The sequence below is a fragment of the Brevibacillus sp. SAFN-007a genome (genome assembly GCF_051967035.1).
Taxonomy (GTDB): domain Bacteria; phylum Bacillota; class Bacilli; order Brevibacillales; family Brevibacillaceae; genus Brevibacillus.
Genome location: NZ_JBQCKK010000014.1, coordinates 74,099 through 98,125, shown reverse-complemented (window position 1 = coordinate 98,125; position 24,027 = coordinate 74,099). Strand labels below are relative to the sequence as shown.

Annotated in this window: 22 protein-coding genes and 1 other annotated feature; of the genes, 20 read left to right on the top strand and 2 right to left on the bottom strand. The window is 55.8% G+C overall.

Going from position 1 to position 24,027, the window contains the following annotated elements:
• Positions 1 to 6: 6 nt before the first annotated feature.
• The gene (locus ACTHO6_RS15300) at positions 7 to 573 is read right to left on the bottom strand and encodes a YqaA family protein (protein ID WP_440242655.1); all 567 of its coding nucleotides are present in this window, start codon (positions 571 to 573) and stop codon (positions 7 to 9) included.
• Positions 574 to 880: 307 nt separating this feature from the next.
• Between ACTHO6_RS15300 and ACTHO6_RS15295 the strand changes: the two genes are divergently transcribed.
• From ACTHO6_RS15295 to leuB, 15 genes are all read left to right on the top strand, one after another.
• Complete coding sequence (locus ACTHO6_RS15295; protein WP_440242654.1) at positions 881 to 1,099, top strand: hypothetical protein; 219 nt, start codon at positions 881 to 883, stop codon at positions 1,097 to 1,099.
• Positions 1,100 to 1,251: 152 nt separating this feature from the next.
• Entirely contained in the window at positions 1,252 to 2,358 is a 1,107-nt protein-coding gene (gene mqnC, locus ACTHO6_RS15290) for a cyclic dehypoxanthinyl futalosine synthase (RefSeq protein WP_440242653.1), read from the top strand.
• A 182-nt stretch (positions 2,359 to 2,540) separates the two neighbouring features.
• Positions 2,541 to 3,461 carry a sporulation protein YtxC gene (gene ytxC / locus ACTHO6_RS15285; protein WP_440242652.1) on the top strand — a complete coding sequence of 307 codons (921 nt, stop codon included), beginning with the start codon at positions 2,541 to 2,543 and terminating at the stop codon, positions 3,459 to 3,461.
• Between the two features lie 28 nt (positions 3,462 to 3,489).
• Positions 3,490 to 3,751 (top strand) — a binding site (T-box leader).
• Positions 3,752 to 3,807: 56 nt separating this feature from the next.
• Positions 3,808 to 5,721: a threonine--tRNA ligase gene (thrS, locus tag ACTHO6_RS15280; RefSeq protein WP_440242651.1), complete on the top strand. Its 1,914-nt coding sequence runs from the start codon at positions 3,808 to 3,810 to the stop codon at positions 5,719 to 5,721.
• Between the two features lie 193 nt (positions 5,722 to 5,914).
• Entirely contained in the window at positions 5,915 to 6,940 is a 1,026-nt protein-coding gene (gene moaA, locus ACTHO6_RS15275; protein ID WP_440242650.1) for a GTP 3',8-cyclase MoaA, read from the top strand.
• Between the two features lie 262 nt (positions 6,941 to 7,202).
• Positions 7,203 to 7,706 carry a translation initiation factor IF-3 gene (gene infC / locus ACTHO6_RS15270; protein ID WP_005829338.1) on the top strand — a complete coding sequence of 168 codons (504 nt, stop codon included), beginning with the start codon at positions 7,203 to 7,205 and terminating at the stop codon, positions 7,704 to 7,706.
• A gap of 30 nt (positions 7,707 to 7,736) precedes the next feature.
• Positions 7,737 to 7,934: a 50S ribosomal protein L35 gene (gene rpmI / locus ACTHO6_RS15265; protein ID WP_436709985.1), complete on the top strand. Its 198-nt coding sequence runs from the start codon at positions 7,737 to 7,739 to the stop codon at positions 7,932 to 7,934.
• 91 nt (positions 7,935 to 8,025) lie between these two features.
• Complete coding sequence (gene rplT / locus ACTHO6_RS15260; RefSeq protein WP_440242649.1) at positions 8,026 to 8,385, top strand: 50S ribosomal protein L20; 360 nt, start codon at positions 8,026 to 8,028, stop codon at positions 8,383 to 8,385.
• Between the two features lie 147 nt (positions 8,386 to 8,532).
• The gene (locus tag ACTHO6_RS15255) at positions 8,533 to 9,234 is read left to right on the top strand and encodes a phosphoadenylyl-sulfate reductase (RefSeq protein ID WP_440242648.1); all 702 of its coding nucleotides are present in this window, start codon (positions 8,533 to 8,535) and stop codon (positions 9,232 to 9,234) included.
• Between the two features lie 23 nt (positions 9,235 to 9,257).
• Positions 9,258 to 10,409, top strand: a complete 1,152-nt coding sequence (gene sat, locus ACTHO6_RS15250) for a sulfate adenylyltransferase (protein WP_440242647.1) — start codon at positions 9,258 to 9,260, stop codon at positions 10,407 to 10,409.
• Positions 10,410 to 11,012: 603 nt separating this feature from the next.
• Entirely contained in the window at positions 11,013 to 12,749 is a 1,737-nt protein-coding gene (gene ilvB, locus ACTHO6_RS15245) for a biosynthetic-type acetolactate synthase large subunit (protein WP_440242646.1), read from the top strand.
• Between the two features lies 1 nt (position 12,750).
• Positions 12,751 to 13,257, top strand: a complete 507-nt coding sequence (ilvN, locus tag ACTHO6_RS15240; RefSeq protein ID WP_440242645.1) for an acetolactate synthase small subunit — start codon at positions 12,751 to 12,753, stop codon at positions 13,255 to 13,257.
• Between the two features lie 57 nt (positions 13,258 to 13,314).
• Entirely contained in the window at positions 13,315 to 14,337 is a 1,023-nt protein-coding gene (gene ilvC, locus ACTHO6_RS15235; RefSeq protein WP_440242644.1) for a ketol-acid reductoisomerase, read from the top strand.
• 52 nt (positions 14,338 to 14,389) lie between these two features.
• Complete coding sequence (locus ACTHO6_RS15230) at positions 14,390 to 15,925, top strand: 2-isopropylmalate synthase (RefSeq protein ID WP_440242643.1); 1,536 nt, start codon at positions 14,390 to 14,392, stop codon at positions 15,923 to 15,925.
• A gap of 46 nt (positions 15,926 to 15,971) precedes the next feature.
• Positions 15,972 to 17,069 (top strand): 3-isopropylmalate dehydrogenase, encoded by a 1,098-nt coding sequence (gene leuB / locus ACTHO6_RS15225; RefSeq protein WP_440242642.1) that lies wholly within the window; start codon positions 15,972 to 15,974, stop codon positions 17,067 to 17,069.
• A 149-nt stretch (positions 17,070 to 17,218) separates the two neighbouring features.
• On the opposite strand, the gene ACTHO6_RS15220 is transcribed toward leuB, so the two are convergent.
• The gene (locus ACTHO6_RS15220; RefSeq protein ID WP_440242641.1) at positions 17,219 to 18,661 is read right to left on the bottom strand and encodes a PLP-dependent aminotransferase family protein; all 1,443 of its coding nucleotides are present in this window, start codon (positions 18,659 to 18,661) and stop codon (positions 17,219 to 17,221) included.
• 178 nt (positions 18,662 to 18,839) lie between these two features.
• Between ACTHO6_RS15220 and ACTHO6_RS15215 the strand changes: the two genes are divergently transcribed.
• The 5 genes from ACTHO6_RS15215 to kynU all read left to right on the top strand — a co-directional run bounded on the left by ACTHO6_RS15215 (position 18,840) and on the right by kynU (position 23,887).
• Positions 18,840 to 19,346, top strand: coding sequence for a MogA/MoaB family molybdenum cofactor biosynthesis protein (locus tag ACTHO6_RS15215; protein ID WP_440242640.1), 507 nt, complete (start codon positions 18,840 to 18,842; stop codon positions 19,344 to 19,346).
• A gap of 127 nt (positions 19,347 to 19,473) precedes the next feature.
• Positions 19,474 to 21,252 carry a B12-binding domain-containing radical SAM protein gene (locus tag ACTHO6_RS15210; protein WP_440242639.1) on the top strand — a complete coding sequence of 593 codons (1,779 nt, stop codon included), beginning with the start codon at positions 19,474 to 19,476 and terminating at the stop codon, positions 21,250 to 21,252.
• A gap of 198 nt (positions 21,253 to 21,450) precedes the next feature.
• Positions 21,451 to 22,068: a DedA family protein gene (locus tag ACTHO6_RS15205; protein WP_440242638.1), complete on the top strand. Its 618-nt coding sequence runs from the start codon at positions 21,451 to 21,453 to the stop codon at positions 22,066 to 22,068.
• A 3-nt stretch (positions 22,069 to 22,071) separates the two neighbouring features.
• On the top strand, positions 22,072 to 22,437 hold the full coding sequence (locus tag ACTHO6_RS15200; protein WP_440242637.1) for a DUF1294 domain-containing protein: 366 nt from the start codon (positions 22,072 to 22,074) through the stop codon (positions 22,435 to 22,437).
• 166 nt (positions 22,438 to 22,603) lie between these two features.
• Positions 22,604 to 23,887 carry a kynureninase gene (kynU, locus tag ACTHO6_RS15195; RefSeq protein WP_440242636.1) on the top strand — a complete coding sequence of 428 codons (1,284 nt, stop codon included), beginning with the start codon at positions 22,604 to 22,606 and terminating at the stop codon, positions 23,885 to 23,887.
• The last annotated feature ends 140 nt before the right edge of the window (positions 23,888 to 24,027 follow it).

The window sequence follows — 24,027 nt, the reverse complement described above, 5'->3', positions numbered from 1 at the left end:
AGCTTTTCAGGCATCGCGTTTGCGGCGCTTGTTCCAGATGAACCAGCCGATCGCCACCAGCGCAGCGGCACCCAGCAGCGTGACTTCCAGGTATTCGTCCAAAAGCACCTTGGCGTGCTTGCCGTACAAGTGAAACAAGGTTCCGATCAGAAAAAATTTCAGACCGCGGCCGACGATGGCAAACAGCATGAGCTTGGTCAGCGAGTAGTTGAACACGCCGCTCAGCACGGTAAACACTTTGAACGGAATCGGCGTAAACGCACCGATCAACACGGCAGCATCCCCGTTTTTGGCGAATTTCTCGGTGGCGACTACGACCCATTTTTCCGGCAGCAGCTTCTGCAAAATCGGCTTGCCGAGCCATTTGCCCAGCAAAAAGCCAATCGGCGCGCCGAGAATCGAGGCGGTAAAGGCCACGGTTGCAAAGCGGAGGGCGGAGCCGGGATCGAGCAAGCTCATCGCGATTTGCATAAAAAAGGGAGGAATTGGACTGATGAACGAATCCAAGAATGCCATGCCAAAGAGTCCCCATATTCCATATTGCATGAACAGTTGTGTGATTTGATCGAGCATGAGCATCTCCTTAGGACATTTCCTCTCGGGTTTTCATTATACAGGAAAAAATCGGTTTTCAGTAGCTAGGATATGCGGCCAGGCCCAAACACAGACCGCCTGTTGGAGGGAATACGACGGTAAACGCCAGCGGGTTACGTTTTTCCCGGATTCTGTTTCTTTTTGAGGAGGTTTGTCCTGCGCGAGTCGCCCGAAAATGCCACGGGCATGGGAAGAAAGACCTTTTGTTTTTCATTGACGCTAGGAAAGAATGTCCATTAGTATAGAAAATAGAGAAAAAAAGGACAGACAGCATCGGGAGGAACCCATGAAGACATTGGGATCGGGGAAAGTGGTTTTTTATGCGCCGGATGGAGCCAGTTTGCAGTTGACGGGAGAAATCGACGTACGCGGAGATCGGGTAGCCGTAACGGAGATCATTTACTTTAACGGGCAGCCGAATGGCGCGCGCGAAACGAATCTGCCGCTTGCGCAAACGGTGATTTACTGGGAACCGGAAGTGTATGAGCAGATTGGATTTGAATGAGCCCATCGCGGAAAAAACGGACAGCTCTGCTGATAGCGGGGCTGTTTTGCGTCTGTGCCCTGATTGTGCCAGCACCCCGAACTGTAGCCGTTAGGTCTGGATTGTGATATCATGTGGAATGGAATTTACGTAAGGTACGAGGAGTGATCCTTATGATCGATGCGATATTGGAACGTGCCCTTGCCGGAGAACGACTGGGTCTGGAAGACGGCCTTGCTCTGTTTGCCAGCAATGAAATTGAAAAGATCGGACACTACGCCAATCTGGTGATGCAAAAGCACCATCCAGAACCCATTGCCACGTTTGTCATTAGCCGAAATGTGAACTATACGAACATTTGCGATACGTATTGCCGCTTTTGCGCCTTTTACCGTCGTCCCGGCTCAAGCGAAGGCTATGTCCTGCCCAGAGAGGTTATTTTCCAAAAGATTCAGGAGACAATCGACGTCGGTGGTACGGAAATCTTGATGCAGGGCGGAACCAATCCGGATCTGAAAATTGATTATTTTACCGACCTGCTGCGTGCGATCAAGCAGCGCTTCCCGCAAATTACGATGCACTCCTTGTCGGTAGCGGAAGTCATCAAGATCGCCCAGGTTTCCAACATGACGGTCGAGGACGTGCTCAAGGAATTGAAGGCCGCGGGGCTGGATTCCTTGCCGGGAGCAGGCGGCGAAATTCTCGACGACCGTACCCGCCGCAAAATTTCCCGTCTGAAAGGCTCGTGGAAAGAGTGGATCGAAACGCAAAAAGCCGCCCACCGCATCGGCTTGCCGGGTACGGCGACGATGGTCATCGGCTTTGGCGAGGAAATGGAGGAGCGCGTGCTGTCTCTGATGCGCATTAGGGAAGCGCAGGATGAGACGAATGGTTTCAAAGCGTTTATCGTCTGGACGTTCCAGCCGGACAACACGAACATGAAAGCCGTGAACAATACGCCGGAGGAATATCTCAAGACGTTGGCGATCAGCCGGCTGATGTTGGACAACTTCAAAAATCTCCAGGCTTCCTGGGTGACGATGGGTCCGGAGTACGGCCAGCTGTCTCTCTCCTACGGAGCAAACGATTTCGGCCAGACCATGATGGAAGAAAACGTTGTTTCGGCTGCCGCATGTACCTATAAGGTGAATACCAACCAGATTCTCGAACTGATCCGCGGCGCGGGCAAAATTCCGGCGCAGCGCAACACCCAGTACGAGATCCTGCGCGTGTTCAAGGACGGCGAAATGGCGGAGAGAGATTTTGTGATGCAAAACTAAAGGAAAAAACGTTCGGCAGCACGCTGCCTGTTCGTCATGTCGCACAAGCGAAAGACGAGCAGGCAGCGTGTTTTTTGCTTCGCGGCAGGCCCTTTTCCTCCCCCGGTTTCCAATCGTTTAAAAGTATATCGCCTATAAAGGGACATATACTGTAACTACAATGGCGGTTGGGGGGGATGAAAATGCAAACGTATCGCGTCTTGCTGGAGAATGTCCCTGAGCATAGTGGCACGTATCGCGTGATCGTCAATGAGATGATGGAGCGGGTCAATACTGCCCCGGTGCGCATTACATACAAGGAGCAGGAACAGGACGACTACTGCACGTTCCTTTTTCAGAGCTGGTGCGAAGAGGAATACGATGCGCAGACGATAGAGTGGGCGAGAGCTTTTGTGGCCTTGACCTTGGCCGAATGGGTGGCGCAGGTCAAGGAGCCGGAGATTTTGCAGGAAATGGCGACCGATCTTTTGGCGGCGGAACAGTTGGAAGAAGAATGGGCGGAAGTGTTTCCTTACATCGAGCGCATGTGCCTGGAGATCGAGCAGGACGGCCGGGAGCTTTTGGCCGCTACGACTCGCAAGGCAAACGTGTATCGCAAGGCATTTTTCTATCTGGAGCAGGAGCGTACCATCAACGTATTGGGGTTTGTCAGGTTCCGGCTACAGGAACATTGGAATGAGCTGTTCGAGCTGGTGGAATCCGGTATCGACGAGTATTTGGAAGACAAGCAATACCAGGAATTCGTCGAGCTTCTGCGGTATTTTATCGCCGTGCAGGAAGTCAAGCAGGAAGTGGTCCATGTTATTCCTAGTGTGGACAAACCTTTCCATCTTTATGACAAAAAGGGAGATCGTCTCTGGCTGGAGCAACTGGACGCGGTCTTTGGCATGGACGAGCAAGCATGCCGGGATGAGGATTATTTGGTCAGCGCGCTGGTGACGCTCGCGCCTGAGAGCATCGTTCTGCACATGGCCGGGGAAAAGCCGGGATTGGTGCAAACGATCCGCAGCATTTTCGACAGCAGGCTCATTACGTGCCATTCCTGTTCGCTATGCCTCGGACAAAGACGCATACTTGACGGGAACAATCCGACTACACTATAATGAGGAACAACAAGTGTGAATATGGCGTACAAATACGATGAGAAGGACATGGACGATATCGAGATCGCTCTAGAGAGGCAGGCCTTGGCTGGAAGCTTGCTGCGAGATCATATGGGTCTACCCCCTTCGAGTAGCAGCCGGGAACGAAGCGCATGCTTTTAGTAACGGCTTGCCGGTCCTGTACCGTTACGAGGTGAATGAGGAGTCTGTTTGGGCATCCGTTTGGAGCGGCCCGGATTTTGGACAGACTTGAACTAGGGTGGTACCGCGAGAATACACTCGTCCCTTCTGGGATGGGTGTTTTTTTATTTTCTCAAAACCAACAAACAGGAAGGAAGAATCCAAGGTGGCACAAATCAACGTAACGTTCCCGGATGGAGCAGTCCGCCAGTACGAAGCTGGGATTACCATCGAAGAGATTGCAGGCTCCATCAGCGCGAGCCTGAAGAAAAAAGCAGTAGCTGGCAAAAAAGACGGCAAACTCGTGGATCTGTACACTCCGCTTGAGGATGACGCCGCGATTGAAATCGTGACGCTCGATACACCGGAAGGATTGGAAGTGTACCGTCACAGTACCGCCCACCTGCTGGCCCAGGCGGTAAAACGCATCTACGGCAGCGAAGTCAAATTCGGAATCGGTCCGGTGATCGAGGATGGCTTCTACTACGACATGGACATTCCGGTCTCGCTCTCGCCGGAGGACCTGGCCAAGATTGAAGCGGAAATGGAAAAAATCGTGAAGGAAGACTTGCCGATCCGCCGCAGAGTCGTCAGCCGCGATGAAGCAACCAGAATTTACCAAAACCTCAACGACCATCTGAAGCTGGAGCTGATCCGCGAGCTGCCGGAAGATGCGACGATTACCCTGTACGAGCAGGGCGAGTTTTTCGACCTCTGTCGCGGTCCGCACCTGCCGTCCACTGGCTACATCAAGGCGTTCAAGCTGATGAGCGTGGCCGGTGCCTACTGGCGCGGAAAAGCGGAAAACCAGGTGCTGCAGCGCGTCTATGGTACCGCTTGGCCGAAAAAAGCGGATATGGACGAATACCTGCACTTCATCGAAGAGGCGAAAAAGCGCGATCACCGCAAGCTGGGCAAAGAGCTGGAGCTGTTCATGTTCTCCGAGGAAGCGCCCGGCATGCCGTTCTACCTGCCGAAGGGCTTCACGGTCCGCAACGAGCTGGAGCAATTCTCCCGCCGCCTGCAACAGCTGGCCCAGTACACAGAGGTGCGCTCGCCGTTCCTCATGAACGAGCGTCTGTGGAAAGAATCCGGGCACTGGGATCACTACAAGGAAAATATGTACTTCTCTGAGGTAGACAACGCGACGTACGCCTTGAAGCCGATGAACTGCCCAGGACACATGCTCATTTACAAAAACGCGATGCATTCCTACCGCGACCTGCCCATTCGCTACTCCGAATTCGGCCAGGTTCACCGCCACGAATATTCCGGCGCGTTGAACGGAATGCTCCGGGTTCGCACCTTCTGCCAGGATGACGCGCACGTATTCGTCCGTCCTGACCAGATCGAGAGCGAAATCAAAAACATGATTCAGCTGATCGACAAAATCTACAAAGTGTTTGGGTTTGAATACAGCGTAGCGCTCTCGACTCGTCCGGAAGATTCCATGGGCTCCGACGAGCTGTGGGAAACAGCGGAAAGCTCCTTGAAAAAGGTGCTGGAGCAATTGGAGATGCCGTATGAGATCAAGGAAGGCGACGGCGCGTTCTACGGACCGAAGATCGACTTCCAGATTACCGACGCGCTGAAACGCCGTCACCAATGCGGCACCATCCAGCTCGACTTCCAGATGCCGGAGAAGTTCGACCTGACTTACGTGGGCCAAGACAACGAGAAGCATCGTCCGGTTGTCTTGCACCGTGCAATGTACGGCTCCATGGAGCGTTTCATCGGCATCCTGATCGAGCACTATGCAGGCGCGTTCCCGGTATGGCTCACGCCGATCCAGGCACGTCTGATGAACATCAGCGAAGTGCACATTCCGTACGCCGAGCAAGTCAAAGAAAAGCTGCAACAAGCCGGCATCCGCGTGGAGCTGGATGCGCGCAACGAGAAAATCGGCTACAAAATCCGGGAAGCCCAGGTACAAAAAATCCCGTACATGCTGGTCATTGGGGAAAAAGAAGTGAACGACGGCACCCTGTCTGTGCGCAGACGCGGGGTAGGCGATGAAGGCGCGATGACAGTGGATGAGTTCGTGGAAAAAATCCGCGCAGAAATCAACGAAATGAAGTAAAGCCAAAAGGGCAGCTCTCACGCAAGCGGTGGGCAGCTGCCCTTTTGATTGGCGCGGCCGGGTACGGTCCAGCACGGCTTTCAGCTTGTCAGCGGCGAAACGTGCAGAAAAAGCAGCCGTTTGCAGGGGGAATATGGTACGCTAATAAAAAACCGGAATCGTAAGTCGGACGCCAAAAGGAGAGTGACCGCCAGTGCCAGAGCAGCTGCCAGTACGTGACACACGACATCGACCTCTCCGTGATCTGCGCATTTCCGTGACAGACAGATGCAATTTTCGTTGCCGATACTGTATGCCAGCTGAAATTTTCGGACCGGATTTTGCCTTTTTGCCTCAGCACAAGCTGCTGTCGTTCGAAGAAATCGCCCGGTTGACCAACCTATTCACCCAGCTTGGCGTGCGGAAAGTCCGGATTACGGGCGGGGAACCGCTGATGCGCAAGGATTTGCCTGTACTCATTCGCATGCTCCGCAACATAGAGGGCGTCCAGGATATCGCCATGACCACCAATGGCTCCCTGCTCGTCCGTCACGCTCCAGCCTTGCGGGAAGCCGGACTGGATCGCGTCACCGTCAGCCTCGACAGCCTGGACAATGAGCGCTTTGGCATGATGAACGGCAGAGGCTATCCGGTGGAAGGCGTGCTTGCCGGGATTCGCGCGGCGGCGGAAGCGGGGCTCCAGGTGAAAATCAACATGGTCGTCCAGCGCGGCGTCAATGACCAGGACATTTTGCCGATGGCCCGCTACTTCCGCGAGCAGGGGCATACGCTGCGCTTCATCGAGTTTATGGACGTCGGAAACAGCAACGGCTGGAAGCTCGATCAGGTTGTGCCTGCAAGCGAAATCATCCAGATGATCCACCGAGAAATGCCGCTCGTCCCGGTCGAGGCGAACTATTTTGGCGAGGTCGCTTCGCGTTACCGCTATGAGGGCAGCGAGCAAGAGATTGGCCTGATTTCGTCGGTGACGCAAGCCTTCTGTTCGACCTGTACCCGCGCGCGGCTGTCGGCGGAGGGGAAAATGTACAACTGTCTGTTCGCCTCCGCCGGAGAAGACTTGCGCGAGCCGCTGCGTTCCGGGCGAAGCGACGACGAAATCCGCGAGCTGATTCGCGCGATCTGGGAAAAGCGCGACGAGCGCTATTCGGAAGAGCGGCTGGACCACACGCAGGGACTTCGCAAGCGTCCGAAGGTAGAAATGTCCCACATTGGAGGATGAAGGGCGATAAGCCTTGACAAAGACAACTCTACCTTGTATCATAGGTTGCGTGTATAAACACTTCATACTTCGAGAACAAGCAGAGGCGCCCAGCTTCTCACCTGGGTCGACGTCCGACACGACTGTTGACAGGTAACTCTTATGCAAGGATCCTTGGATCTGATGAAATTGCTTAGGTGAGATATGTGCGGGCGCAGTTGCGTTCGCACATTTTTGTTCCTTCTCGAAATTGACGGAGGTGGAAAGTATTAGCAAGGACCAAATGTTAATCAACGAAGCGATTCGTGCCCGTGAAGTCCGTTTGATCGGTGCTGACGGGAGCCAATTGGGAGTCGTACCCTTCAGGGAAGCGTTGCGCATTGCCCAGGAAGCCGAACTGGATCTGGTAAACGTTGCTCCGACAGCCAAGCCGCCTGTATGCCGTATCATGGACTACGGAAAGTTCAAGTACGAGCAGGCGAAGAAGGAGAAAGAAGCCCGGAAAAACCAGAAGATCATCGAGCTGAAAGAAGTGCGTTTTTCTTCAAACATCGAAGAACACGATTTTCAAACCAAGCTTCGCAACGTCCGCAAGTTCCTGGAGGATCACCACAAGGTGAAGTGTACGATCCGTTTTCGCGGACGTGAAATCACCCACTCCGAAATCGGACTTGGCGTTATGGAGCGTGTCGCTGCCCAGTGTGAAGATCTCGCTACGCCTGAGCGTAAACCGAAGATCGAGGGCCGCAGCATGATCATGATTCTGGCTCCGAAAGCGGAAAAGTAAGATAGTAGTGTAGACAGGAGGATTTTTCAAATGCCTAAAATGAAAACCAACAAGGCTGCTGCGAAACGTTTCAAAAAGACTGGAAGCGGCCAATTGAAGCGCGACCGCGCATTCGGTAGCCACTTGTTCGCCAACAAATCGACGAAGCAAAAGCGCCACCTGCGCAAAGCTGCACTCGTTTCCAAAGGCGATCAAAAACGTATTGAGCAAATGCTCACTTACCTGTAAGTTTTTGTATCACTACACACATTACGCAGCATGAGCTCCCTAAGCGCCTAGCAGTTGGCCGCCATGCTGGAAAGACCAGGAGGAGTTTAGTATGCCAAGAGTAAAAGGTGGCATTGTTACACGCCGTCGTCATAAAAAAATCCTGAAGCTGGCGAAAGGATACTTCGGTTCCAAGCATCGCCTGTTTAAATCCGCTAATGCGCAGGTAATGAAATCCCTGCTTTATGCATACCGTGACCGTCGTCAAAAGAAACGCGACTTCCGCAAACTGTGGATCACCCGTATCAACGCGCAAGCTCGCCTGAACGGTCTGTCCTACAGCCGTCTGATGCACGGCCTGAAAGTAGCTGGCATCGAAGTAAACCGCAAGATGCTGGCTGACCTGGCTGTGAACGACAAAGCTGCGTTCAACGAACTGGCAACCGTTGCAAAAAGCAAACTGAACGCGTAATCACATACGTCGCGAGCAAAAGCCGATCTTTCCGTAGGGGAAGGTCGGCTTTTTTGCTTGCCGGGTTTTGTCAGCGGGACGAATCGCCACTTCCTGCCTCTCGACATATGATGGTGGGGGAATCCTAGCAGGAAAGGAGTTTCGCTGATGAGCAATCGCCAGAGGATGGCGGACGAAGAGCTACAAGTGTGGGCGTACCGGATGGAAGCCAAATCCCCGCAGGATGTGCTTGTTCTGGCAGTGGAACACTTCGCAGGCAGCCTCGTCCTCGCCTCAAGCTTCGGCGCCGAGGATGTCGTGCTGATCGACATGCTGCACAAACTGGCTCCGACGATCCCTGTCTTTTATCTCGATACGAACAAACATTTTCCCGAGACGTACGAGACGCGCGACAAGCTACAGGAGCGGTACCAGACGAAATTTATCCAGGTGCTGCCCGAGATGACCCTGGCCGAGCAGGAGAAGAGCCACGGGGACAAATTGTGGGAGACAGACCCGAATCTGTGCTGCCAAATCCGCAAGGTAGAGCCTTTGACACGGGTGTTGTCCGGCTACGACGCCTGGATTACCGGCATTCGCCGCGATCAGGCGCCTACGCGCGCGAACGCGAAAAAAGTGGAATGGGACGATAAATTCAAGCTGGTGAAGTTCAACCCGCTCGCGGACTGGACGATGGACCAGGTGTGGGCTTATATACATGCGAACGATGTCCCCTACAATCCCTTGCACGACCGTCATTATCCAAGCATTGGCTGCCAAGTTTGCACCGAGCCTGTCCAGCCAGGGCAGGACCCGCGCGCAGGACGCTGGGCTGGCTTTGACAAGACCGAATGCGGTCTGCACAAGTAAGGGAACAGGAGGGAGGACACGCGATGCACACGATCTCGCCACACGGTGGGACGCTCGTTGACAGGCTGGAGATTCAGCCGGAAGCAATTACCGAAGCCGATATTTCCAAAGCGATCACGGTTGACAAATGGACGTTGTCCGACATCGATTGTCTCGCTGTTGGCGCCTTTTCCCCGCTGACAGGTTTTCTCGGCGAGGACGACTACCATTCCGTCGTGGAGCGGATGCGGCTCGCAGACGGGACCGTTTGGCCGTTGCCCGTGACGCTCGCAGTCGATGCAGCAGCGCATGCGGATATCGAGCCGGGGGAGGCGGTATGGCTGCGCGGGGAAGATGGCGAGAACTACGCCATTCTCCAGGTGCAAAGCCGCTACCAGCCAGATAAGGCGCGGGAAGCCAGACAGGTGTTTCGGACAGAGGACCAGGCGCATCCGGGAGTGAAAAAGCTGATGGAAAAGCCGGGGCTGTATTTGGGCGGTCCCGTGCATGTGCGCAAGCGGCCCCGTCCCGAGCGCTTTGCCGCGTACTACTTGACGCCGCGCGAGACGAGAGAGCTTTTTCGCCAAAACGGCTGGAAAACCGTCGTCGGCTTCCAGACGCGCAATCCCGTTCACCGGGCGCACGAATACATCCAAAAAGCGGCGATGGAAATTGTCGATGGGCTGTTCCTCAATCCGCTGATGGGAGAGACCAAGGCGGATGACATTCCCGCGGAGGTGCGGATGAAAAGCTACCTCGCCCTGCTGGAAAACTACTATCCGAAAGAGCGCGTGCTGCTCGCGGCATTTCCGGCGGCCATGCGCTACGCGGGACCGAGGGAAGCCGTATTTCACGCGCTCGTCCGCAAAAACTACGGCTGCACGCATTTCATCGTGGGCCGCGATCATGCGGGCGTGGGCGATTATTACGGGACGTACGACGCGCAGCATATCTTTTCTGCTTTCGCGCCAGAGGAGCTGGGCATCGAGCTAATGTTTTTCGAACACAGCTTTTACTGCACCGCCTGCCAGGGAATGGCGACCGCGAAAACGTGCCCGCACGCGGCAAGCGAGCATCTGACGCTGTCCGGGACAAAAGTGCGCGAGCTGTTGAAAAGCGGCCAGACCCCTCCGCCGGAATTTACCCGTCCCGAGGTGGCGGAAGTGTTGATCGAGGGACTTCGCGACAAGCGGTAAAACCGTTCGCGCAAAAAAGGAAGGGCGGGCATTGCCGGTCCGTTTCCTTGTCCGAAAAGGAGGACAAGCCGGCGAAAAAATGTATTCGCTTACATGCAAAAACCGCGCCGTTTCGCGCTTTTCTACTGAGCATTCGTTCGGACAAAAGTATGGAAAAATCTTTTTGTTTTCGTTGACACCCCCAAAGTGCCTGACTATAATCAGACGTAACCCTTATTTTCTGACAAAAACAATATTGGAAATATTGCTATAATAGCAGGCTATGACGAGGATGGTGCGCGTCTCCCCTTTTACAGAGAGCCCCGGTTGCTGAGAAGCGGGCATAGGGTACGCTGCACTGCTCACCTCCGAGCTGTTTTGCTGAAATTTGCCCTGTGCAAAAAGTAGGGAAAACCGATTGACACCCGTTAGCGTGTTACAGTCTCCATTGGTGGGACTGACTGAGATCGGCTGACCGCGAGGCGCCGATGAAGTTGGGTGGTACCGCGAACCCTTTCGCCCCAAAAGACATGGCAATCGAACCGTGTCGGGGCGAAAGGGTTTTTCTATGTGCCCATAGGTATTTTTTATAGCGGCTGTAAGAAGTGGGAGGAGGAGAGGAAAATGAGTGTTGAAATGGCCGAATTGCAGAAAAAGAACGGCATTCCACCGATCCGGTTCGGGGAGGAAGTGACAGGAGCAGAAACGCTTCTGCGCTGTCTGATCCTGGAGCAGGTCGAATACATTTTCGGCTATCCGGGCGGAGCGGTGCTTCCAATCTACGATTCCTTGTACGGGAGCTACTTCAAGCATATCCTGACACGCCATGAGCAGGGCGCGATCCACGCAGCAGACGGGTACGCCCGCGCAACCGGCAAACCGGGCGTATGCATCGCCACTTCCGGTCCGGGGGCGACCAACCTCGTCACGGGAATTGCGACAGCCCAGATGGATTCGGTTCCGCTGGTGTGCATCACCGGAAACGTAGCCCAGTCGCTGATCGGAACCGACGCGTTCCAGGAAGCGAACATTACCGGAATCACCATCCCGATTACGAAGCACAGCTACTTCGTCCGCGATGTCCGCGACCTGCCGCGCATCGTGAAGGAAGCGTTCTACATCGCCTCCACAGGTCGTCCGGGCCCGGTCCTCATCGACATTCCCAAAGATGTGGCCAACGCGAAGGCACCGTTCGCCTACCCGGACAAGGTCGAGATTCGCGGCTACCGCGACACGCTTGTTCCGACGGACGAAGAGGTGCGGGCATTTGTTGACGCGATTGGCGAAGCGAAGCGCCCGGTCATTTTGGCAGGCGGGGGCATCATCGCCGCAAAAGCCGAGGCGGAGCTGCTCGCTTTTGCCGAGAAGACGCGCATCCCGGTTATCAACACATTCATGGGGCTGGGCGGGTTCCCAGGCACGCACGAATTGGCGCTGGCCATGCCGGGCATGCACGGCAGCTACACAGCCAACCAGGCGCTGCTCAATGCGGACTGTGTCATCGGCCTCGGCGCTCGCTTCGATGACCGGATCACGATGGGACGCACCAAGGAGTTTGCTCCGAAAGCCCGCATCGTCCACGTCGACATCGATCCGGCCGAGCTGGGGAAAAACGTCGAGACGGCCGTCACGGTGGCGGGCGATGTGAAAAGCACCCTGACCAAGGCGATTCCGCTTGCCCGCGCCTGCGATTCCCAAGCGTGGATCAGCCAGTTGAAGGAATGGCAGAAGCGGTACCCGTACAAGTACAAAAAAGCGGGCAACGTACTGAAGCCGCAAGCGGTCATTGAGCTTTTGTACAGCTCCACGGCCGGGGAAGCGATTATCACGACAGACGTTGGACAGCACCAGATGTGGACCGCGCAATACTACAAGTTCAAGCACCCGCGCTCGTTCATCTCTTCCGGCGGTCTTGGCACGATGGGCTTTGGCTTTCCGGCAGCGATTGGCGCACAGATCGCCCACCCGGATCGCACGGTGATCGCTGTCGTTGGCGACGGTGGCTTCCAGATGACCAGCCAGGAACTGGCGATTGTCTGCCAGTACAACATTCCGGTGAAGGTCGCGATTGTGAACAACCAGTGCCTGGGCATGGTTCGCCAATGGCAGGAGCTGTTCTACGATAATCGCTACAGCCAGATCGACCTGACGTGCAGCCCCGATTTCGTCAAGCTGGCGGAAGCGTATGGCGTCAAAGGCTTGCGGGCGACCACCTTGCAGGAAGCAGAGGCCGTTTGGGCGGAAGCGCTCAGCCATGATGGACCTGTCGTCGTGGACTTCCGCGTCGCGCAGGAGGAAAACGTGTATCCAATGGTGGCATCAGGCAACACTTTAGATCAAATGGAATTGGGGGACGACTAGGATGCAAACCCATACGCTTGCCGTACTCGTCAACGATCACCCCGGCGTTTTGACCCGAGTCGCGACCTTGTTCGGGCAACGCGGCTACAACATCGACAGCATCACGGTGGGGGGAACAGAAGAACAAGGGCTGTCCCGGATGATTATTACCACCGGAGCGGACGACCGCCAGATTCAACAGCTGATGAAGCAGCTGCACAAGCTGATCGACGTCATCTCGGTGACGAACCTCAGCGAAAACCCGTACGTTTCCCGGGAACTGGCGCTTATCAAGGTGAACGCATCGCCGAGCCAGCTGGCCGAGCTGAACGGGATTGTCGAGCCGTTTCGCGCCGCAATCGTCGATGTGGCTCCGACCTCGCTGATTGTCCAAGTCACGGGTGATACCGAAAAAATCGACGCGCTGCTTGTGCTTTTGCAAAGCTACGGGGTTCTCGAACTGACGAGAACAGGATCGGTGGCGATGGCGCGCAGTATTGTTCCGACAGCGGCTGTAGCCACTGTTTAAATTGAAAAATTCAGAATAGCGGTTCAAACTAAACATAATTTTAGGGAGGCTATACACATGGTGAAAATGTATTATGAAGCGGACGTAAACAAAGAGGTATTGCGCGGAAAGACAATCGCCATCATCGGCTACGGCAGCCAGGGCCATGCACAGGCACAAAACCTGCGCGACAGCGGCTATAAAGTAGTAGTGGGTCTGCGCCCAGGAAAGTCTTGGGACGCAGCGGCAAAAGACGGCTTTGAAGTGTTGACAGTGGCAGAAGCAACCAGACGGGCGGACGTCGTACAAATCCTCATGCCAGACGAACGCCAGGCGCAGGTATACCGTGACGAAATTGCACCGTACCTGAAATCCGGTGCAGCGCTCTGCTTCTCCCACGGATTCAACATCCACTACGCGCAAATCGTGCCGCCAGCAGACGTTGATGTCATCATGTCCGCTCCGAAAAGCCCGGGTCACCTCGTTCGCCGCGTCTACCAGGAAGGCTTTGGCGTACCTGGCCTGATCGCGATTTACCAGGATGCGACAGGCCATGCCAAAGACCTCGCGCTGGCCTACTCCAGCGGAATCGGCTGCACAAAAGCAGGCGTGATCGAAACGACGTTCCGTGAAGAGACGGAAACAGACCTGTTCGGGGAGCAAGCGGTGTTGTGCGGGGGAGCGAGCGAGCTGGTCAAAGCGGGCTTCGATACGCTGGTCGAAGCCGGATACGCGCCGGAGATCGCTTACTTCGAGTGTCTGCACGAACTGAAACTGATCGTCGACCTGATGTACGAAGGAGGCCTGGCTCGCATGCGCGACTCCATCAGTGACACGGCCGAGTACGGCGACTACAGCACAGGACGCCGCATCATCACGGAGGAAACGCGCAAAGAAATGAAAAAGGTGCTGGCGGAAATCCAGGACGGCACATTCGCGCGCAACTGGATCCTGGAAAACCAGGCGAACCGCCCTGGCTTTACGTCCCGTCGCCGTCTGGAGGCGGAACACGGCATCGAGGTAGTCGGCCGGCAGCTGCGCGGCATGATGTCTTGGCTGAACAAGGAAACGAAAAAAGAGGAAGCGAAAATCGGTCAATAAGGACCTGTAGAAAGAGACATACCCATGCAGGAAAAAGTGGAGGGGAACGTTCATGCGAATCATTGAAATTTTTGATACGACCTTACGCGATGGAGAGCAGTCTCCGGGCGTCAACATCAGCACGAATGAAAAGGTAGAGATCGCGCTTCAACTGGAAAAGCTGGGCGTAACCAGGATCGAGGCCGGTTTTGCAGCAGCTTCCCCCGGCGACCAAAAGTCTGTGGCCGAAGTGGCGAAGCGGGTGAAAAACTCCACCATCGTCAGTCTCGCACGTGCCGTCAAAGACGACATGGATAAGGCGTACGAAGCGCTGCGCAACGCCCAAAATGCCTCACTCCACGTCTTTCTGGCCACGTCTCCCATCCATCGCCAGTACAAACTGAACATGAGCAAGGAGCAAGTCCTTGAGCGCGCGGTGGAGGCGGTCACCTATGCGAAAAAATACTTCACGGAAGTACAGTTTTCCGCAGAGGATGCGGCACGGACAGAGATCGACTTTTTGGCCGAGGTAGTGGAGGCGGTCATCAAGGCGGGTGCGACAACGGTGAATATTCCCGATACCGTCGGCTACATGACGCCTTACCAGTACGGCAACATTTTCCGCGAGCTGAAAAAACGCGTGCCAGCGACAGAAGGAATTCGCCTGAGCTGTCATTGCCACGATGACCTGGGCATGGCCGTGGCGAACAGCCTGGCTGCGGTGGAGGCGGGAGCTACCCAGGTGGAGGGCACGATCAACGGGATCGGCGAACGTGCAGGGAACGCGGCGCTGGAGGAAGTGGCGCTCGCCCTGGAGACCCGCAAAGACTACTATCAGGCGACAACCAAGCTGCATCTGAAGGAAATCGCGCGGACCAGCCAGCTTGTGAGTCGGTTGACCGGAATGATCGTACCGGGCAACAAAGCCGTCGTGGGGGCGAACGCTTTTGCCCACGAATCCGGTATTCACCAGGATGGCGTCTTGAAGGAAGTCACCACCTACGAAATCATTCGTCCGGAGTCGGTCGGCTTCAAGTCAAACAAACTGGTTCTCGGGAAGCACTCGGGCCGCCATGCGTTCAAGGAAAAGCTGGTGGAACTGGGTTACCACCTCGACCAAGCGGAAGTCAATGCGGCATTTGCAGCGTTCAAGTCGTTGTGTGACAAGAAAAAAGAAATTACGGACGACGATATTCTCGCCCTGATCGATACGAAAATCGTGCGTGGCGCGGAAGCGTTCCAACTCGAATCGGTGCAGCTCTCCTACGGCAATATTTCCGTGCCGACCGCAAGCGTTCGCCTGAAACGGGCTGACGACTCGGTGGTCGAGGAAGCGGCGATTGGCAATGGGTCCGTCGACGCGATCTACAAGGCGATTGACCGGGCCACAGGGGAAGAAGTCATCTTGACCGATTACAAAATTCTCTCGGTTACGCATGGACAGGACGCGCTCGGCGAAGTGTTCGTCCGCCTCCAGCAAGGCGAGATGACCGTCACGGGCCGCGGCGTCAGCACAGACGTCCTGGAAGCGAGCGCAATCGCCTATGTGCGCGCCGTCAACAAAATTTTGGAGCGCCGCGGGGAGTCCGTGCCAGTTGCTGCGAACTAGAGGTAAGGAACGAAAACCATTCCAGAAAAGAAAAGCGGGATAAACGATGAGGAAGAAAAACTATCGCATTGCCGTCCTGCCTGGTGACGGCATCGGACCGGAGATCATGCAGGAAGCAGTCAAAGTCCTTCAGCTTGTCGGAGAGCGGGAAGGCGTCACCTTTACGTGTGAGGAAGGCCGGATCGGCGGAATCGCCATCGACACGGATGGCACTCCGCTGCCGGAAAAAACCGTCCAATTGGCGAAGCAAGCCGACGCCGTGCTGCTTGGTGCCGTCGGCGGACCGAAGTGGGATCAAAATCCGGGGCACCTTCGCCCGGAAACAGGGCTTCTGGGCATTCGCAAGGAGCTTGGGCTGTTTGCCAACATTCGTCCGGCGACCATGCACAGCTCGCTCGTCGATGCTTCGTCGCTCAAGCCGGAAGTGGTGTCCGGGGTCGATTTGATCGTCGTGCGCGAGTTGACCGGAGGGATTTATTTCGGGGAGAAAAAACGCTACGACGGCCCACACGGTGAAGTGGCCGAAGACCAGTGCATCTATCATGAAGCGGAAGTCGAGCGGATTATCCGGGTAGGCTTTGAGATTGCGCGCAAACGAAAAAAGCGTCTCGTGTCTGTCGATAAGGCCAACGTGCTGGAAAGCTCCCGCCTCTGGCGCAAGGTAGCTGAGCGGGTAGCGGCCGACTACCCGGATGTCGAGCTGTCCCACCAGTTGGTCGATTCTTGCGCGATGCAGCTCGTGCGCGCTCCCAAGCAGTTTGACGTCATCGTGACGGAGAACATGTTCGGGGACATTTTGAGCGACCAGGCCGCAATGCTGACAGGCTCGATCGGCATGCTGGCCTCGGCAAGCCTGGCAGCGGGCAGCTTCGGGCTGTACGAACCGGTGCACGGCTCCGCTCCTGACATCGCCGGAAAAGGCATTGCCAATCCGCTGGCCACGATCCTTTCTGTGGCGATGATGCTCCGCCTCTCGCTCGGCATGGATGAGGCTGCCGCGGCAGTAGAAAACGCCGTCTGGTCCGTCCTCGAAGCCGGACATCGCACAGGCGATATCGCGGCAGACCCGAGCCAGGCGATTGGCACGGTAGCCATGGGCCAACTCGTGCGCGACGAGCTGTCCAAACAATGGCAACCGCAGTAAACAAACAGAAAGAACCCTGCCGCAGCGTCCAGATGGACAGCGGCAGGGTTTTCGTCTGTTCAGCGGAGGTGATTGTGCCAGTTGGCGAGCAAACATACGCCTTCTGCTTTCGCTTGGGCATCCGGGCGTACCGTCTGGCCCCGAAACGATTACCGCAGCAGAGCGGCTCCCAAACGATACAGCCAATGCTTCAGCTCTCGTTCCTCCAGAGGGGCGAGCGGAAAGCGCACAGCCGGACGGCGCTTCGTGTCGGCAGGCTCGTCGGCTACGCGGAACGCATGGCCGCAGGTCAACTCCAGTCCTTCCTCGCGCAGGATGGCGACGACTCGTTCTTCCTGCTCGGTCGCATGGGCCGTCGGCGTGCCCCATTCGATCCACGTATTAAGCCCGCCCGTGATCGGATACATGCGCGCGTGGGCAGGGAGCGCCTGGTGCTTTTCCTTCCACAGCCGCAAAAACCGGGATTGAAACAAGGCGCGGCGATCTGCCAAATACACCTCGGAAAACCAGGGATCGTCGAGGAGGCGCACCGCTGCCTCGACGACCAGCAGGGACGGCTCCGCTCCCGTCATGGAGACAATCTGGCGGTAGCGTTCCAACTCCTCTTCGGCAAAATGGGAAGGGAGCATCAGAACCCCTAGCTGGAGATCGCGCGCCAATGTTTTCGACAGCGAGTGCAGGTAGTACACCTCGACGAGGCTTTTTTGCTGCACAGCCATCTCGTAGAGCGGCTGGCTCGGCTCCTCGAACCAGAGGTCGCCGTAGTGGTCGTTTTCCACGATACGCACGCTGTGGCGCTCGGCCCAGGCGAGTAGCTCCTCCTTGCGCTTGGGCGAGTAGCTGATGCCTGTCGGGAAATGGTAATGCGGATTGATTAACAGCCAGTTGGCCGGATAGTGTTCCTGTTCCGCATCCAGCGCTTCGATGCTGATTCCTTGTTCATCCAGGCGGATGGGGCGGACGGTAATCCCGCACTGGCTGAGCAGGCGCAAAAAGACAGGATAGCTGTATTCCTCTACGTAGACGACATCGCGCGGATTCATGACGCGCTGCGCGAGAAAAGCAAAGCCGCTGGTGCTGCGGTTGAACAACAGCACGCGTTCCGGCGCATGCGGCAAGCCCCGTCGATGCAGGTGATCGGCAAAAACTTTGGCGGCTTGAGTCCGTCTGATCTTCTTCTGGGCAGAAGGTTCGTCCAGAACGGTCAAGCTCTCGTAAAACGCGCCGCGCAGCCGATTGACCAGTTCTTCGCCAGGGCGGGGCGAGGAGTCAGCCAGCGAGGCGATCGGGATGTCGGTCAGGGGCAAGCGGCTTTCCAGACGCGCTTCCTTGGCGAGCGTCGTCAGGTAGTAGCCTTTGCCGTGAACGGCCTCCAGCCAGCCTTCCAGGGCGAGATGGTCGTACGCTTTTTTCACGGTTTCCAGCGAGCAGCCGCTGACCGTTTTCATGTCCCGAAGCGAGATCAATTGTTGTCCGTCTACAAGAAAGGCCCCGCGCAGAATAGCCGTTTTCAGTTGATCGGCTAGCTGCACATAAATCGGCGTGTGGGATTGTTTGTGAAAATGAAACGAAAAAAACGGGCGTTCTGCCATCCGGGTACGCCTCCTTGTCTGTCAAAAGTAACTGTCACCAGCATTATATCGAAAACAGCGTCGTCTGGGGTAGAAGAAGGGAAGAAATCGTTGCAAAAGGATGGTTGGCAAGTACCTTGCCGAGGGAAAATGGTAGAATGAGAGAAAGAAGCCAGCAGGAAGAGAGGGAAATCGCGAAATGAGCACCCAGGAGCACAAGGCGCTGTCACCGAAGCAGGTGACGTGCATGGTCATTACCGTTTCCGACACGCGAACCGAAGAGACGGATAAGAGCGGACAATTAATGAAGCAACTCGTCATCGAGGCAGGGCATCGCGTGGCCCTCTACCAGATCGTCAAGGACGAGCCGGCCGAGGTGATCGCGGCGATTGAAGCGGGAATCGCGCATCCGGAGGTGCAAGTCATCCTGCTTAACGGCGGGACAGGCATCTCGCCGCGAGACAACACGTTTGAAGCCGTCTCCGGTTTGCTGGAAAAGGAAATGCCCGGCTTCGGCGAGCTGTTTCGGATGCTGAGCTATACCGAGGACATCGGTTCGGCGGCCATGCTCAGCCGCGCTGTGGCGGGCACCAGAGGGGGAAAAATGATCTTTTCCACGCCTGGCTCGACAGGAGCGGTCAAGCTCGCGATGAATCGGCTGATTGTGCCTGAACTGGGGCACGTCGTGCGCGAACTGAATCGCTAAAGCGGGGCGGAGCCGGGCCGAGCGAAATTTGCCGTGCTCCGGCCTCGTATGGTACTGTTACGAGTGAATCGCCCGGCTGATGGTTGTATGCGTCGCCGGATTTTGTGCAAGGAGAGTAGACCCATCCATGAAGATTGTACTATCGACCTTAAACGCCAAATTCATTCACTCCTCGCTGGCCTTGCGCTATTTGCGCAGCTACGCCCGGGAAGCTTTTCCGGGGATCGAGTTGGTGGAGTACACGATTAACGATGTGATGCTGAACATCGTCGCAGACATCTACAAGCGACAGCCCGATATCGTCGCTTTTTCCTGTTATATCTGGAACATTCGCGAGACGCTCGATGTGATCCGCAATCTGAAAAAAGTATGCCCTGACGTCGCTGTCATTCTCGGCGGGCCGGAAGTGACCTACGACGCGGACGAGTGGATGAAAAAGCATCCGGAGATTGACGTGATCGCTATCGGCGAAGGGGAGCAGACTTTTCTGGAGCTATTGCACGTGTATCAGGAGGCGAAAGCGGAGGGGAAGCCTCCTCGCCTGCGGGATGTCGCGGGAATCGCCTATCGCGACGACGCACATGTGCGCTTTTCCATGCCGAGAGCGCAGATTGAAGAGATGGATACCATTCCGTCGCCGTATGCGGATCATCTCGACGAACTGAACAATCGTGTCGTCTATTTCGAGGCATCCCGGGGGTGTCCGTTCAAGTGCCAGTACTGCCTGTCTTCCATTGAAGACGGCGTGCGCTACTTCAGCCTGGAGCGGGTCAAGGAAGACTTGCTGCGGCTGATTCGCCACGGGGTGAAGACGATTAAATTCGTGGATCGCACGTTTAACATCAATAAAAAGTATGCGATGGAGATTTTCCAGTTCCTCATCGACAACCACAATGGAACGGTGTTTCAATTTGAGATTACGGCCGATATTTTGCGGGCGGACGTGCTCGACTTTTTGACCGAAAACGCACCGCCGGGCATTTTTCGCTTCGAAATCGGCGTCCAATCCACCAACGACGAGACAAACCGCCTCGTACAGCGGATTCAACGCTTCGACCGTCTGGCCAGAACCGTGACGCAGATCAAGCAATCGGGCAAGATTGCGCAGCATTTGGACCTGATCGCCGGATTGCCGGAGGAAGACTACCAGTCGTTCCGCAAGACGTTCAACGATGTGTTCGCCCTGCGCCCGGAGGAGTTGCAGCTTGGCTTTTTGAAAATGCTGCGCGGAACCGGGGTACGCGCGCGCGCCGCCAACCACGGCTATGTGTTTATGGATGAAGCACCGTACGAGATTTTGGGCAACAACGTCCTCTCGTTTGCGGACATGCAAAAAATCAAGCGGGTGGAAGACGTCCTGGAAAAATACTGGAACGCGCACCGGATGGATCTTACGCTGGAGTGGCTGTTGGCGAATCAGTTCGAGACGCCGTTTGATTTTTTCCAGACGTTCGGCGACTTTTGGGAACAGCAGGGCTGGAGCCGCATCGGCCATCAGCTGGAGGATTTGTTCCTGCGCTTGCTCGCCTTTTTGCAGCACGAGAACGTGGAGGGGCTTGGGCATGTGCAAAGCCTGATGAAGTTCGATTACTTGCGCAACCAGAAGCATCGTCCGCGCAAGCTGTGGTGGACGGATGTTCTGGACAAGGAGGCGATGCACCAAACGTACGCCGCCGTTTACGAGCAGCGCGACCGACTGCGTGAAGATTTTGCCGCGCATGCCGCGCTGGAAAAAGACTACTTCAAACACACCGTGACGACCAAGGTAACGTTTGACATCGAGACGTGGCTCCGAACAGGCGAAGTCATCGAGGGCGATTTTTCGCTGGTCGTGTACTATCCGTATAAAAAGGAAGACAGCAACGATTTTACTGTCGTGAATCAGGCTGTTCACGCCGCCGGCTGAGGGCATGCTAGCTGTAGCGCGTTGTTTTCTGTTCGTCATTTCTTCGCTTGATAAAGCTGGCTCATCTATTGCAAAATAGACAAGTACCTTTTTACGGGGTTGTACGTATTATCAACAGAAGGTCACAGATTGCACGAGAGCCGCTGCCAGCCTGCGCAAGATTCTGTCGCCAGTGGCGAAGATAGGGGAATTTACCTCATGGAAATCAACCTGCTGATGTCGATCATAGAGCAATACGGGTACGTCGCGATTTTTTTCCTGCTCTGGCTGGGAATCGTCGGCTTGCCCATTCCTGATGAGTTGGTCGTGGCGACAGGAGGCTTCCTCGCCTCGATCGGACTTTTGGACCCGTTTTACTCGTTTTTGGCCGGGTACATGGGAGTTGCGTCTGGATTGACCATAGGCTTTTTACTGGGAAAATCCTTCGGAAAGCCGATCTTGCAATGGCTGTCGAAGAGCGAAAAGATGCGGCACGCCGTAGAGCGGTCGACGAGCCTCCTGGAGAAATACGGGACGACCGCTTTGTGCATCAGCTATCTCTTTCCGGTCGTTCGCCACGTGGTTCCGTATCTGGTGGCGCTGGGGGGCATGAACTACCGCCGCTATGCGCTGCTGTCGTATCCGATCGGGCTGATCTGGACCATCGCTTTTTACTTCCTGGGCTATGTGTTCGGAAACAACGTAGAGTCGATTATCGGGATGATTCGCCAGTACGGGTTCTACGCTTTGCTGGTCATCGTGGTCGCGCTCTCCGCCTGGCTGATCGTGCGCAAGCTCATCGTCAGCAATCGGGCGTTTCGGGCAAAAGGAGAGTAAGGGATGAAAAATGAGCAAGTGGCAACCCACCGACGCCATCGTCATGGGGTGCTTGCGGCAGGAGGGCTCCTCGTCCTTGCAGGTTATTTCAGCTATGAGCCGTTCGTCGTGGCTGCGGGTGCCCTCGTGCTGAACGGCTATGCCTGGCTTCTGATGCGGGCGGACAAGCGTCTGGCGAAAAGAAACGGCTGGCGGATTCCCGAAGCCAGCCTGTTCTTGGTCGCTTTTCTCGGCGGGGCACCAGGCGCATGGGCGGGAATGCTGATTCATAGCCACAAGACCCGGCATGCCACCTTTCGCTTTGGGCTCCCCCTGTTGGCGCTCTTGCAAATCGCGCTCGTCATCTGGATAGGGCGATTATACAGATAAAATCTCCTAGAATCTCGCGAGCAACGGCGCGAGGTTCTTTTTTTGACGGATTGCGAACGGAAAACTCTGAATTTTCTATCGCGTATTTCAAGAATCCAGCCTATCATAGAGAGAGGGGATCACCATTATTCCCGTTCTCTGTAACGGACATTTCAAGGAGGTTACGATGTCGCAATCATCCGTTCCACTCACGAAAACCTACGCGCAGCAGCTGGATGCCCAGGACGAGCTGGCGAAATACCGGGACGAATTTTACTTGCTGCCTTCGCTGTACCTCGACGGCAATTCCTTGGGGCTGATGTCCAGACGAGCGGAGAAGAGCGTGCAGGACATGTTGCAGTCGTGGAAAGAGCTGGGCATTGACGGTTGGACAACAGGCCAGCATCCGTGGTTTTTTCTGTCGGAGAAATTGGGCGAAAAAAGCGCGGCTCTGGTCGGGGCGGAGCCGGAGGAAGTAATCGTAACCGGCTCGACAACGGTCAATTTGCACCAGCTGGCCGCCACCTTTTATCAGCCGAAAGGAAGCAGAACGAAAATCATCGCGACGGAACTGGACTTTCCCACAGACATTTACGCCTTGCAAAGCCAAATCAAGCTGCACGGTCTGAACGCAGAGGAAGAGCTGGTTCGCATCGCTTCCCGGGATGGCCGCCTGATCGAGGAAGAGGACATCATCGCCGCCATGACCGAGGACGTGGCGCTCGTCATCCTACCGACCGTGCTCTACCGCAGCGGACAGTTGCTCGATATCGAGCGGCTGACCAAGGCGGCGCACGAAAAAGGCATCCTCATCGGCTTTGACGGCTGCCACTCGGTAGGGGCGATCCCGCATGCCTTCAGCCAATGGGGCGTGGACTTCGCCTACTGGTGCAACTACAAATACGTCAACGGCGGACCTGGCTGCGTCGGCAGCCTGTATGTCAATCGCAAGCATTTTGGCAGAGTGCCCGGCCTCACCGGCTGGTTCAGCTCCAAAAAAGACAAACAGTTCGACATGGGGCACACGCTCGATGTATGCGAGACGGCGGGCGCCTATCAATTGGGCACACCGCACCTGTTGAGCCTTGCGCCATTGATCGGCTCGCTGGACATGTTCCAGGAAGTGACGATCGAGAAGCTGCGGGAAAAATCGCTGAAGCTGACTCGCTACATGATGGACCTGATCGAAGCGGAGCTGGCAGGCATGGGCTTTGTCATTGCCAATCCGCAGGAGGACGAGCGTCGCGGCGGTCACGTCAGTCTGGAGCATGAAGAAGCCGTGCGGATTTGCAAGGCGTTGAAGGAAGCCGGAATCATTCCCGACTTCCGCGCGCCGAACATCATCCGCCTGGCTCCGGTTGCTTTTTACAATACGTACACGGAGGTATGGGAAAGCGTGCAGACGCTGAAAGCGATCATGCACGAAAAACGGTACGAAAAATTCGAAAGCAAGCGCGGGGTAGTGGCCTAGGCGCTTGTGCAAAAAGAGGGTGTGGGGTCCGACAATGGTCGGGCCTTTTTCGTTTCTTCGCCTAACTTGGGTTTTCATTTCCTTTCTTGGGCACACTATCCGTACTCGAAATCGCATGCCCACGGTCTAGGAGGGGAAAG